The sequence below is a fragment of the Cryobacterium sp. GrIS_2_6 genome (assembly GCF_035984545.1).
Taxonomy (GTDB): domain Bacteria; phylum Actinomycetota; class Actinomycetes; order Actinomycetales; family Microbacteriaceae; genus Cryobacterium.
On the sequence record NZ_JAXCHP010000001.1, the window covers coordinates 2399276 to 2411359 of the forward strand.

General features: G+C 66.2%; 16 protein-coding genes and 1 pseudogene. 8 read left to right on the plus strand and 9 right to left on the minus strand.

From position 1 onward, the window contains the following. The first annotated feature begins 91 nt into the window (after positions 1-91). A complete protein-coding gene (locus RCH22_RS11835; protein ID WP_327014135.1) occupies positions 92-586 on the plus strand; it encodes a ferric reductase-like transmembrane domain-containing protein in 495 nt (164 codons plus the stop codon). 120 nt (positions 587-706) lie between these two features. Next, a complete protein-coding gene (locus tag RCH22_RS11840) occupies positions 707-1144 on the plus strand; it encodes a VOC family protein (RefSeq protein ID WP_327014136.1) in 438 nt (145 codons plus the stop codon). 101 nt (positions 1145-1245) lie between these two features. Here the strand turns inward: RCH22_RS11840 and RCH22_RS11845 are convergent. The 3 genes and pseudogenes from RCH22_RS11845 to RCH22_RS11855 all read right to left on the minus strand — a co-directional run. Then, positions 1246-1751 (minus strand): annotated as a pseudogene (locus RCH22_RS11845) (GTP-binding protein); the annotation flags it as partial. Between the two features lie 158 nt (positions 1752-1909). Continuing rightward, positions 1910-2047, minus strand: coding sequence for a hypothetical protein (locus tag RCH22_RS11850; protein ID WP_327014137.1), 138 nt, complete (start codon positions 2045-2047; stop codon positions 1910-1912). A gap of 164 nt (positions 2048-2211) precedes the next feature. Next, complete coding sequence (locus RCH22_RS11855; RefSeq protein WP_327014138.1) at positions 2212-2838, minus strand: TetR/AcrR family transcriptional regulator; 627 nt, start codon at positions 2836-2838, stop codon at positions 2212-2214. 203 nt (positions 2839-3041) lie between these two features. Between RCH22_RS11855 and RCH22_RS11860 the strand changes: the two genes are divergently transcribed. Both RCH22_RS11860 and RCH22_RS11865 read left to right on the plus strand, forming a co-directional pair. Further along, positions 3042-3662: a dihydrofolate reductase family protein gene (locus tag RCH22_RS11860; RefSeq protein WP_327014139.1), complete on the plus strand. Its 621-nt coding sequence runs from the start codon at positions 3042-3044 to the stop codon at positions 3660-3662. Between the two features lie 55 nt (positions 3663-3717). After that, entirely contained in the window at positions 3718-4098 is a 381-nt protein-coding gene (locus RCH22_RS11865; RefSeq protein WP_327014140.1) for a VOC family protein, read from the plus strand. Here RCH22_RS11865 and RCH22_RS11870 read toward each other — a convergent pair. The 3 genes from RCH22_RS11870 to RCH22_RS11880 form a co-directional block, all read right to left on the minus strand. Next, positions 4073-4714, minus strand: coding sequence for a hypothetical protein (locus RCH22_RS11870; RefSeq protein WP_327014141.1), 642 nt, complete (start codon positions 4712-4714; stop codon positions 4073-4075). The genes RCH22_RS11865 and RCH22_RS11870 overlap by 26 nt on opposite strands. After that, on the minus strand, positions 4711-4914 hold the full coding sequence (locus RCH22_RS11875) for a hypothetical protein (RefSeq protein ID WP_327014142.1): 204 nt from the start codon (positions 4912-4914) through the stop codon (positions 4711-4713). The genes RCH22_RS11870 and RCH22_RS11875 overlap by 4 nt, the downstream gene beginning before the upstream one ends. 94 nt (positions 4915-5008) lie before the next feature. After that, positions 5009-6307 carry a LuxR C-terminal-related transcriptional regulator gene (locus RCH22_RS11880; protein ID WP_327014143.1) on the minus strand — a complete coding sequence of 433 codons (1299 nt, stop codon included), beginning with the start codon at positions 6305-6307 and terminating at the stop codon, positions 5009-5011. A gap of 101 nt (positions 6308-6408) precedes the next feature. Here RCH22_RS11880 and hxlB point away from each other — a divergent pair, with 101 nt between their 5' ends. From hxlB to RCH22_RS11895, 3 genes are all read left to right on the plus strand, one after another. Beyond that, entirely contained in the window at positions 6409-6993 is a 585-nt protein-coding gene (hxlB, locus tag RCH22_RS11885) for a 6-phospho-3-hexuloisomerase (protein ID WP_327014144.1), read from the plus strand. A 75-nt stretch (positions 6994-7068) separates the two neighbouring features. Then, positions 7069-7692, plus strand: coding sequence for a 3-hexulose-6-phosphate synthase (gene hxlA / locus RCH22_RS11890; RefSeq protein ID WP_327014145.1), 624 nt, complete (start codon positions 7069-7071; stop codon positions 7690-7692). 109 nt (positions 7693-7801) lie between these two features. Beyond that, positions 7802-8128 carry an antibiotic biosynthesis monooxygenase gene (locus tag RCH22_RS11895; protein WP_327014146.1) on the plus strand — a complete coding sequence of 109 codons (327 nt, stop codon included), beginning with the start codon at positions 7802-7804 and terminating at the stop codon, positions 8126-8128. Here the strand turns inward: RCH22_RS11895 and RCH22_RS11900 are convergent. Together RCH22_RS11900 and RCH22_RS11905 are read right to left on the minus strand one after the other, a co-directional pair. After that, positions 8117-8761 carry a phospholipase gene (locus tag RCH22_RS11900; RefSeq protein ID WP_327014147.1) on the minus strand — a complete coding sequence of 215 codons (645 nt, stop codon included), beginning with the start codon at positions 8759-8761 and terminating at the stop codon, positions 8117-8119. The genes RCH22_RS11895 and RCH22_RS11900 overlap by 12 nt on opposite strands. After that, positions 8758-9660: a VOC family protein gene (locus tag RCH22_RS11905; RefSeq protein WP_327014148.1), complete on the minus strand. Its 903-nt coding sequence runs from the start codon at positions 9658-9660 to the stop codon at positions 8758-8760. Before RCH22_RS11905 ends, RCH22_RS11900 begins: the two co-directional genes overlap by 4 nt. A 455-nt stretch (positions 9661-10115) precedes the next feature. On the opposite strand from RCH22_RS11905, the gene RCH22_RS11910 reads away from it, so the two are divergent. Beyond that, entirely contained in the window at positions 10116-11789 is a 1674-nt protein-coding gene (locus RCH22_RS11910; protein ID WP_327014149.1) for a DUF222 domain-containing protein, read from the plus strand. 68 nt (positions 11790-11857) lie between these two features. On the opposite strand, the gene RCH22_RS11915 is transcribed toward RCH22_RS11910, so the two are convergent. Beyond that, positions 11858-12052, minus strand: coding sequence for a hypothetical protein (locus tag RCH22_RS11915; RefSeq protein ID WP_327015588.1), 195 nt, complete (start codon positions 12050-12052; stop codon positions 11858-11860). Between the last annotated feature and the right edge of the window lie 32 nt (positions 12053-12084).

Sequence of the window (12084 nt, forward strand, 5' to 3'; positions counted from 1 at the left end):
CCTGAGATAATCGCCAACGCGATGCGGTCATGCTGATCTCTGCTTTCAGCCGCTGCTTCTGGACCTGCCCCTGGTCGCGCATCTCGCGGGGATGCTCGCCGGCTACGCCGTGACCGTCATGGTTCTTTTGATGTCCCGAACACCGGCACTGGAACGCGGCCTGGGTGCCGACCGGATGGCACGCTGGCACGGCCGCCTCGGCGGCGCGAGCGTCCTGCTGTTGGTCGTCCAGGCCGTTGCCGCAACCCCTGGCTGGGCTGAAGCGCAGGCGATCAGCCCGTGGCAGGCAACCGTTCACGTCCTGGACATACCCGGCCTGGTCGCCGCGACGGTCTCCACCTGCCTCTTCATCACGATAGGACTCGTTTCGATGCGAGCAGCGCGACACCGAATGCGCTACGAAACCTGGCACACCATCCACGTCCTCACCTATCTCGCCATCGCCCTCTCCTTCTCCCACGAACTCGCCGGAGCCGACCTCGCCGGCAGTTCGAAGAGGACGACTTCGGCGGAGCGATCGACATCCGGTCGGTGTACGGGTTACATCTGTGACCCGCTCTTCCCTGACGGATGCTCCGCGTGCTGAAGTCGAGTCACGGTGCTGATCATCGTTCTCATGCTCGCACGAGGCGGAATACAACGGGCGTTCAGGGGGCCGACGAGACCGCAGGGTCCGGGATCGATCCGGTTCAGTAGCATGAAACGCATGTCCATCAAGCTTGAGAATGTCGGCATCGCCGTTCGCGACCTCGACGCAACGATCGCCTTCTTCACCGACCTCGGTCTCACGGTCATGGGCCGTGACGAAGTCAGCGGTGAGTGGACCGACACCGCCGTCGGCCTCGATGACAACCACGCCAGGATCGCGATGCTGCAGACGCCAGACGGTCACGGACGTCTCGAGCTCTTCGAGTACATCCATCCCGAAGCGATCGAGACGGAGCCCACTCGTCCCAACGAGATCGGCATGCATCGCATCGCCTTTTCCGTCGACAGCCTCGACGAAGCCCTTGCGATAGCCGCGGCGCACGGATGCTTTCCGCTTCGCGGAGTAGCGACCTATGAGGACGTCTACAAACTCGCCTACCTCCGCGGTCCCAGCGGCATCATCGTGATGCTCGCTGAGGAACTGAAAAAGAACTGAAGAGGACCTGAGCGACTCACAGGGTCACGGAATCAGCCGCCACATTCGACGGCGCCGGTTCGTGCAGCAGGCAGGCGCGACGGAACCGACCACTTCCCGCCGGTGATCCCCCCGGCTGTGCGGATCGGCACGGAGACCGGCACGACCGAGGAGCCGAAGGCGTGCTGGAGCTCGGTCAGGACCGTCTCGTAGCGGGCCCGGGGATGATCGATCCGGCTGATCACGACGCCGCGCGGCATCCCGATGCTCTCGCATTCCGCCCAGAGCGCGGATGTGGCCGCGTCGACACCGTCAACGGCGGAGACGACGAACCCTCAGCATCCGCTGCCCGGAGGCCGGCTCGCAGTTCGCCGACAAAATCGGCGTAGCCCGGGGTATCGAGCAGATTCACCTTCACCTGGTCGACAACCAGGGGAAGCACCGAGAGCGCCACGGAGCGTTGCTGGTGGATCTCGGACGGATCGGAATCGCTCACCGTCGTGCCGTCGAGGATCGATCACATCCGGTTGATGGTTCCAGTGGCCAGGAGGAGCGCTTCGGCGAGCATCGTCTTTCCAGCCCCCGAGCGGCCGATCAGGGCAACGTTGCGGATTTTCTCCGGACGATCCGGTGGTGCCGTCGTCCCGTTGGACGAGCAGTGTGTGCCTTTTTTCGGACATGAAGCTCCTGACGTTGTTGTCTCGACTTTCCCGCACCGTTTAGTCGATTTGACACCCGAGCAGGACCGGACGGCAAGGGCCGGGTCGGTCGTGTCCCCGGGAGAGATCACTTGCGCGTCGCTGCGGTACCGATGTTGTAGGTGATGGCGTCGAGGTTGTATTCGAGGTAGGCGAACTCGCCCGGCGGGGCGATGGGATGCCAGCGGCCTTCACCATGGGCGGCGAGTCGGCGGGAGCCGAGCACGCGCTAGTCGCCCAGCGGCGTCCACCACGGTTGCGGGGTGAAGGTCGAGCCATCACGCGAGGTGCTCGTCCCGCGCGAGGGTCCTCACGGGAGCACCGCCCGCACGCGGCAAACGGGAAGGGGGTCTACACAAGTGCGCAGACGTCGAGTGGTCGAGTTGCCGGTCATTCGCCGGGGCCCATCCCAAAGCGGGCGAGCACCAGATCGACGGCCGCGCGCGCGTAGCCGGGTTCGATCGGCGCACCCGTGATCAGAAGGCTGAAATACAACGGCCCGGCAAACGAGTTGAGCACGAAGTCGGTATCGGTATCGTCGGCGAACTCGCCGGAGGCGATTCCGCGCTCGACTGCCGAGCGCCAATCGAGTTGGTTGGGCTCGATGATCAGCTCGCGATAGCTGGTGGCGAGCACGGGGTCGGCGGCCATCTCTGCCACCAGGCCGGGCAGAACGCGCCCCAGCGGAGTCCGGGTCAGGATGTCGATGAGCTGTTCGGTCAAGAAGAGCAGGTCGCCGGCGGCGCTGCCGGTCGCGCTGCTCCGTGCCGGACGCATTTGGGTCACCATCGCCTCGACGACGAGCTGCGACTTCTGCGACCACCGTCGATAGATGGCGGGCTTACTCACGCCGGCCCGCCGGGCGACCTCCGCCACGGTCAGGCGGGCGTAGCCGACCTCGGCGAGCAATTCGATCGTGGCTCGCAGAATCGACCTGTCCGTGCCCGGATCGCGTGGGCGGCCCACATCGCTGCCCCGACCGCCGGGCCGGCGCGGCGCCATCGGTGACTCGGACATCAGAACCGCCTTCCTTTTTACGTTCCTATCAGGAACGCAACTGAAGTCGTCGAGTTACGCAACGAGGCGTTACGGAACCGCCTCACGTTTACCTGTAACCTCATCTCCCAAGACGGCCGGCCCTCTGAGGTTCTTGACACGGTCGCGATTGGCCTGCATGGTGCTCGATGAGGCGGCTCAACGCCGCGACGGAAGGAGTTCTCGTGACCGGTCGCATCCACATCGACCTGTTCTCCACGCTCGACGGAGTCTCCCAGGCTCCCGGAGGCCCTGAAGAGGATACCGACGGCGGGTTCAGGTTCGGAGGCTGGCAGGCGCCCCTGATCGACGAAGCAGACGGTGCCCAGATAATGGCAGGAATCCAGACCATTGACGCCCTGCTTCTGGGGCGGCGGACCTATGACATTTTCGCCGGGTATTGGCCAGACCGGCTCGACGGGCCCGCGTCCGAAATCGCACGCAGGTTCGACGCGATCCCCAAATACGTCGCGTCGCGGGGCACGCCGGACCTCACGTGGCGCGACTCGCACCAGCTCGGTCGCGACCTCGCCGCTGAGCTGGCGGTGCTGCGCGAGCGGCACGAGGAGATCCACGTGATCGGCAGCATCGACTTCGCCCGCACTCTCGTCGCGGACGGCTTGTTCGACCAGCTGAACCTCTGGGTGTACCCGATCGTGCTGGGTGCGGGCAAGCGCCTCTTCCCGCCCGACGGGCCGCCTGCGTCCCTCGAACTACTCGGCGCCGGGACCCCGTCCAAGGCAGGCACGATTCTCCTGCGCTACGGTTGGAAGGGCTCCACCCCGGAGACCGGCGACATGACCTGACAAGACGACTGCAGCGTGGCTAGCGCGCCGCAAGGCTCTGGTGCAGGCTGATGGCATGGGCAATCCCGTCGTGCACTTCGAACTCATCGGTCCCGACCCGGACCGCTTGCGTGACTTCTATGCGGCACTGTTCGGCTGGGATGCACCCGCTGGCGCCCCGGTGGCAGCCGCGATTTCCGCATCCGCTGAATACTCGTTCATCACCCCGGAACCCGGCTGGGCACCGGCAGCCGGCGGAATCGGCGGGGGCGAGGGATTCGCCCCGCACTCGATCTTCTACGTCGGCGTCGCGAGCGTGAGCGACACGCTCGAGGCCGCCCAGCAGTTGGGTGGAACCGTTACTCTCGGGCCGCAACGCAATGAGGGTGCTGAAATCACCATCGGACACCTCCGCGACCCTGCCGGAAACCTCATCGGCGTCGCCGGCCCCGCTTGACCGATCCGTACGATGCCGGGGATGGACCCTCTGGCGCCGCGACCTGGCGGGTTTCGTCCCTGCCGTGCGTCCCCGCGTCGGAGCCTTGGCGATCTTCGATCGTGCGGAGAATCCAGGCGCCGGCGATCAGGAGCACCCCAAGTGGAAGCAGAAGGTCACTCAGCGGTCCGCCCAGGTAAACGACGAAGTCTCTCAGGAAGGTCGAATCTCCCTGGATCGTCTGGGTCCAGGTCGAGATGTTCAGCTGGACAACGAAGCCAATCGCCGCGAGCACGAGTCCGAGAATGAGCGCGGCGCGAGACGTGAGCCGCAGCGGCCAGGTCGGCGCATCTTCCGGGGCTTCCAGTGAATCGCTGATGGTGACCATTGCTTTGTCCGCCAAAGCGCGCACGACCACGGACGCGACCATCAGGGCCATCCCCAACGGCAGCAGGACGCCGGGGAACAGCACTCCCACGAACCGCACCAGATCACTCGACAGCCAGTCCGGGTTCACGGGGCCGAACAGAGACGTGTACAGCAACCTGACTGCGACAAGTCCGAGAACGGTCAGAACCAGACCGATCCAGAATCCCCGGGCGGGAGTCAGGGTGCCGGCCAGCCTCGATCCCTTCACAGGCCTCGCTGGCCTTTTTCGACATCCGCCTGGAACTGCGCGAACGCCTGCGACAGCTCAGGATTCGAACCCTCAACCTCGCGAGCCGCCGCCCTCGCACGCGGCCGGGCAGAGAGTAGGTAGAACGCGGCAAGAACGATGACCGCCAGCACCAGTCCCCCACCCGCTATCAGCACAATCATCAAGCCACCTGCAGTCATGAAGAATCCTTCCCCGATTCCGAAACCACTGTCCGCCAAGCATCACACGAATCACCGGTCAATACCGCTTTATTCGGAGGGCGTGAATACCCGGTCAGGCCAGGGCAGAAGGCGTCTCTGCCTGGCGGACGAGGGAGGCCAGCTCGGCGCGGTTCATTGCCCCCGTCTTGTGCAGCACGTTTGCGACGTGGAACTTGACCGTGTTCTCGCTGATCGACAGGGCCTCCGCGATCGCACGGTTCCGCGCCCCCGTGGCAACGAGGTCGAGCACGGCCTGCTCACGTGCTGTCAGGCCCCATCCGGCCGCCGGCGCAGTGGCTGACGAGGGTGGGTCGAGGGGTAGAGAGACGACAATGTCCGAACCCCACCCCGGCGTGGCATCCACGTGGAAGTCGCCGTCGAGAGCCGCCACCCGGGCGACGAGTTGGCGCACGCTGGGCGTCTCAGTGGACAAGTCACCCGGACCGTCATCGCGAATGTTGATTAGCAGGTTGTGGCCGTCGCAGTCCCACTGCACCCGCACTCGGGCGACCCCGGGCTGATCGACCAGGGCGAGCACGGCACCGCGCACGATCGCACGTCCGGCGTGGGCGACCTCGCCCGGCAACGCGCGGCCGTTGACGGGCGGTTCGATGAACTGCACGTCGAGGTCCCCGAAGCGGGCCAGGGGCCTCAGGTCGTTTCGGAGCCGCTCGAACGCCCGGGCGACCGGCTCCTCGGACAGGATGCGGTCGCGATCGCTCACCGCGCGCAGCTGCACCATGGCGGCGACGGCCAGGTCGATCGCCGTCTGCCGCGCGGCCAGGTCTCCGGTCTGGCGCGACCGCAGAACCGCGAGCAGCAGCTCCAAAGTCGTGGAGTGGGCATCCGTCAATTCGGCGATGAGAGTGGCCCGGTCTCGCGACGCCATCCGCGAATCGCGGAGGTAGTCCGGCGCGGCCACGACAACCTGGTTGCGGATGCCCGACGCGACCAGTTCCCAGAGTGCGGCGACGAGGTCCCTCTTTTCGCGAACTCCGGTCGGGGTCGCCCCGGTCAGGTCGGGATCAGTCAGGACCAGAAGGGCACCTGTCGAAGCGATCCAGGCCGACATCGTTCGCTCCGACCGGGCCAGCATCGCCCGTTCGTTCCATATCGATCCGCCTCGCACCGCAACGGCATCGCGGAGAATGTCGAGTTCCGCGATGGTGACGTGGTCGATGACCTTCGCCTGGCCGGCTTTCTTCTGTGGGCGCCCCGTGCAGTCCTCGGTGAAAATCACCAGGGCCCCGTGCGGGATGCGCTGCTGCAGCAGGGCGGAGAAGGCCCCCGCAATGCCGAGCAGTGGGTTCTCGAGTACCTGCCGGAGCTCGAGGAGCAACTCGACCGAGGGGGAAATGCTCGCATCTGCCATACCCTCACCCTACTCACGGTGCGGAGACCTACCCGAACGGGTAGGCGCATCCGCTCGTTCGGATGGCCTCGTCGTCGCTCGGTCACGCGCACGATAGGGCAATGGCTTATTCCACGACGTCGGTTCGCGCGGCAGACTCCCTCCGAAGCATTTCCGGCGAAATCCTGGGCGTTGTGGAACGGCTGACACACGAGTCGGGGGAGGATCTGGGCCGCGCTGCCGACCGGATTCGCACCGCAGCTCGCGTCTTCGTTCTCGGCGCGGGGCGGTCGGGCCTGGCCGTGCAGATGACGGCGATGCGCCTGATGCACCTCGGCCTTGACGTGCACGTCGTGGGCGACGCGACCACTCCGGCCGTCACCGGTCGAGACGTTCTCCTGGTCGCGAGTGGTTCGGGTACAACGGCAGGAATCGTCCGCGCCGCCTCGACCGCGGCAGGTGTCGGAGCGGGCGTCGTCGCCATCACAACTGATCGGACCTCTCCGCTCGCTGAGCTCGCCGACGTGATCATCGTGATCCCGGCCGCAACGAAACAGGACCACGCCGGAATGCTCTCCGCGCAGTACTCCGGAGGGCTCTTCGAACAGTCGCTTGTCCTCGTCGGCGACGCGCTCTTCGACGCGCTCTGGAAGACGTCGGGAGCCACGGCGGAAGAGCTGTGGCCCCGGCACGCGAACCTCGAATAGATCCCCCTCATGCTTCCCTGGCCGCGACCGCGGCCTCAAGGGAGAATTCAGCACAACCGAAGTAAGGAATCAGCAATGAAACTTCAGGTCGCCATGGACGTCATCACACTCGACGCCGCCCTCACCCTCGCCGCACAGGTCGCACCCCACGTCGACATCATCGAACTCGGGACCCCGCTCATCAAGAGCGAAGGATTGCGCGCCGTCACCGCGATCAAGAAGGCGCACCCTGACAAGCTTGTGTTCGCCGATCTGAAGACGATGGATGCCGGCGAGCTCGAGGCCGACATCGCGTTCACCGCCGGGGCCGACTTCGTGACCGTACTGGGAACGGCCGGCGATAGTACGATCATCGGCGCCGTCAAGGCCGCCACAGCCCACGGCAAAGGGATCGTCGTCGACCTGATCGGCGTCGCAGACAAGGTGAGCCGGGCCCGTGAGGTCACCGCGATGGGCGCCGTGTTCGTCGAGATGCACGCGGGCCTCGACGAGCAGGCAGAGCCCGGCTTCACCTTCCAGACCCTTCTGGACGACGGCGAGACGTCGAAGGTCCCCTTCTCCGTCGCCGGTGGCGTCAACCTCACCTCAATCCGGGACGTGCAGAGCGCGGGTGCCACCGTGGCGGTTGCGGGTGGCGCCATCTACGGCGCGGCCGACCCTGCGGCGGCGGCAGCGGAACTGCGCGCCGCGATCATCTAGGACCTCAGGCCGCCCAAACCCCCGGGCCACCGAGGGTTCATGCAGCCAGCGGTGACAGCATGGGGCGAACTACGCGGTCGCGACCGCATTCACGACAGAAGGAAGCCCGATGACGATCATCAAGATCAACGCGATTACTGTCCCAGCCGATAACGGCGATGAGCTGGCTCGCCGGTTCGCCGCCCGCGCAGGGGCCGTCGACGATGCCCCGGGCTTCGAAGGCTTCGAACTGCTGCAGCCGACGGACGATCGCACCACCTGGCTGGTCATCACGCGCTGGGCCGACGAAGAGTCCTTCCAGGCGTGGTCCACGTCGCCCGCCTTTGCGCACGGGCACCGCAGCGAGGCCCCGCAGGACGGGAAGCCCGCTGCGCGCCCGGTCGGTCTGAGCAGCGAGCTGTGGTCTTACGCCGTTGCCGGTGGTTCAGCCAGCTAAGCGGAGGGCCTCCGTCAGGAACCGCGACACGTCGTCGAGTTCTTCTGCGGAGATCGAGTGCGGCAGTCCGGCGTAGACCTTGTCGGTCAGGGTGCTGTGGCCGTGCAGCCAGGCGCTCGCGCGTGCTGTCGTCTCCGCGGAGATGACTCGGTCCGCGTCGCCGTGGCCGAAGAACACCGGCGTGCGTGTGGCCGCAAGGACCTCATCGCCCGGGAGCGTGGCATCGAGGGTGAATCCCGAGAGGATGACCCCGGCGGGGAATCGCCCGGGAGCCTGGCGGAGAAGCTGGGTGACCATGAGGCCGCCCTGCGAGAAGCCGAGGGGAACGACGGGCGTGCCCGGGTGCACGTGGGCGTCCAGCCACGCGAGTACGGCATCCGCTGCCTCGATGACGGCTTCGGCGCCCGGGCGCCGCGGTACCGTGATCGGGAACCAGGCGAACCCCCCGGTCGGCAGACCGAGCGGCGCACGCAGCGACACCCAGTCGAGAGCGTCGGGCAGGTAGGCGGCGAGGCTCGGCAGGTCGCCTTCGTGGGAACCGTAACCATGCAAAAGCAGCAGGAGTGGGCGGGTCGACCGGAGCGCGGGGTCGACGCCATCGCGGCGGGCCGTGATCTCGATGGCGGGGCTCACGCCGAGGCCTCGCCGACGGTCAGGGTGACGCGGGTCTTCCAGGGGTCGTCGACGCGGATGCTGGTGCCGTCGTCGTGAAGCGGAATCGCACGGTGGCGGAGTCGTTCCGCCACAGCATCGAGATCAGCGCGGCCGGGAACGGTGATCGCCACGTCGGCGAGGCCGAGGGTCGCGGCACGCGGACCGACGCCGCGGCTGTTCCAGACGTTCATCGCCATGTGGTGGTGGTAGCCGCCGGCGCTCACGAACAGCGCGCCGGGGAAGTCGAGGGTCGTTTCGAAGCCGAGGGCGTCGACGTAGAAGTGCCGGGCCATTTCGAGGTCGCCGACCTGGAGGTGGACATGGCCGACCTTGGCCGGACCGACGGCCGCTTCTCCCCCGTCGGCAGGCAGGTTCTTCTGCAGGAAGGCGCTCGGATCAAGCGCAAGCGTGTCCATCTGGACCTGGCCGTTCTTGTAGACCCACTCCGACCGGTCCCTGTCGACGTAGAGCTCGATCCCGTTACCCTCAGGGTCGGTGAAGTAGAACGCATTGCTGACGATGTGGTCAGCACTGCCGACGAAGCTCGAACGCTGGTCACGGGCGGCCTGGAGCACGGTCGCGGCCAGGCCGGCGCTCGTGTCGAACAGGATCGCAGTGTGGAAAAGTCCTGCCTGACTACGGGCGGGGACCGGCAGGCCAGGGGTGTGCTCGAGCACAACGAGCGGGGTCGCGCCGCGACCGAGCACGACGGTGGTGCCTTGTGCGCTGATCGGGTCGAGCGCCAACGCCTCGCGGTAGTAGGAGGACATCAACGCGAGGTCGCCGACGCGCAGCGTGACGGCGTCCATGCCTGTCGTCGCCGCCAGGAGGTCGCCTGCGGCGGCCCGGGATCCGGTCAGGTCAGTGGTCAGTGTCATGTTCGTCTCCTGCAGTCGCGTCGGTCTCACACGTCATGCTCAACCCGCTTAGTTGAACCGACAACCAATACTCTAGCAGTATTACTTGAAGCGTCAAGTAAACTTTCCAGGCCGCTCAAGAGCCACTCGAATTTGCGCTCAGAATCGTATTTAAGTCGGCCTTACGATTCCAGTGAGATAGGAATCGTTCGATCATGGCCGAACAGCTTGGGTTCAGGGGCAATTCAGATTTGGTCATCTCACTGAAATCGTAAGGCCGATTTAAGTCGGCCTTACGATTCCAGTGAGATAGGAATCGTTCGATCATGGCCGAACGGCTTGCGTTCAGGGGCATTTGAGATTTGGTCATCTCACCGAAATCGTAAGGCCGATTTAAGTCTGAAAGTCAAAGCTCGAGTGCCCAAATAAACTGAGTAGATCTCGTATTCGTGTTCAATTCGGGGTAGAATCGGGGTATGGCAGGAACTTCGGATCCCCAGTCACACACCCCGCAGGCCCACGATTCAGTGGCCGCGGGCGATCAGCCCATCACGGCTCGCCGCGCATCCACCGAGTCGGCCCATCCCGTGGCGGTTGCCGTGGGTTTCGAGGGCGCTGACGGTCTGGCCGGGTCGGTGCCATCGGTTCATGCGGATGCTGTCGCCCGGCTCGCCGAAGCCCAGGCCGCTCTGACAGAGGCCCTGGCGGCGATCCCGGTCGGGCTGCTCAGTGATGCGGAAGCGGTCGCTGCTCTGAAGGAAGTGGAGGCCATCGGGCGGACCGTGGATGCGGCCCGGGTGAACACCGCGACGGATGTGGACCGGCGGGCCCGGGTGCTCGGCCGCGAGGGTCTGGCCTGGCGGATGGGCTGCAAGGGTCCGTGGGATGTGCTCACCCGGGTGACGCGGGTCTCGGCCCGGGAGGTGAAGCGGCGCACGAAGCTCGGCGACGCGGTGTTGCCGCGGCCGTGCGGCGGGAGTAGCTGGTTGCCGCCGTTGTTCCCGACGGTCGGGGCCGCGCTGACCGCTGGGGAGATCGGTGTGGAGACGGCGGAGTTGATCGTGGAGGGGTTGCAGGTGATCAGTCACCGGGTGGCGCCGGATGACTTGTTGACGGCGGAGCGTGCCCTGGTCGCCACGGCGGCCGGGCTGATCACCCCGGAGACGGAGGATTTGGCCGGCGCCGGTGTCCCGGTGACCACGGACCTGATCCGGGGCATGGTCGCGCAGTGGCAGGCCATCCTCGACCCCGACGGGGTGCTCCCGCAGGAGGACGTGTTCGAAGCGAAGTCCAACATCGGCTTCGGACAACTCAAGAACGGCTTGTACCCGGTGAAGGGTGGGGTGACACCGGAACTGTTCGGGGTGATGAACACCCTCTTCGACGCTTTCCTGAGCTTCCACGCCCGCCCGGCGTTCCCCACCGCCGAGGAACAGGCCCTGATGGACTCGGGGCAGTTGGTCCCCGGCGCCGAGACTGCGGACGGCGAGACCGACACGGGCCCGGATCTGGACATGATCGAAGCGGAGCTCCGGGAGCGGCGCGCGGACACCCGCACGGGCGGGGAGAAGCACGCCGACATCCTGCAGGCGTTGTTCGAACACGCAGCCCGGGACACGGACACGCCCAGCATGGGCGGGTCGGCGCCGACGGTGATGGTGCACGTGAACGCGGCCGACCTCGCCTCCGGGATCGGGGTCGGGTGGATCGACGGGGTCGAAGCCCCGGTGTCTTTGAAGACGGTGCGTCAGCGGATCTGTGACGGTGGCTTCCAAGGGGTCCTGTTCGGGGCGAACAACCAAGTCCTCAAGCTGGGTCCGGAACGGCGCTACTTCAACCGGGCGCAGCGCCGGGCGATCACCGCCCGGGACGGCGGCTGCATCATCCCCGGGTGCAAGGCCCCGGCGCACTGGGCCGAGGTGCACCATGTGAAGCCGTGGGCCACCGGCGGCCCAACGAACGTGGACAACGGGGTGCTCCTGTGTTGGTTCCACCACCACACCATCGACACCTCCGGGTGGGAGATCCGCATGGTGAAAGGATCACCGCAAGTGCGGGCCCCCGGACTCATCGACCCGCACCGGCTCTGGCGGCCACCAAACCGACACCGCGCCCACCAAGTCCTCACCGGACCACCCAGACGCGACTGACCAGTGCGACGGACCAGTGCGACTAAACCAGGTGGCCTTCCGATGGCGGCGCTGTTACATCGATCCGGTCAGCGGCCCGCGAAGAGCCGGGACAGGAAGCCACCGGACGGCTGTTCGTTTTCGTGCCCGGGGCAGCGCTGCGACTTCGGCACTCCGCGCATGACCTGGTCGACGTGCTGGCCGCAGCCGGCCCAAGTGGTCTTCCCGCAGGTCTTACAGGTCTTGGCGTGGCACATCGGCAGCTCCTTCGTGGCTGAAAGCACTCACTATACCCCCATGGGTATCGAAAGTGCAC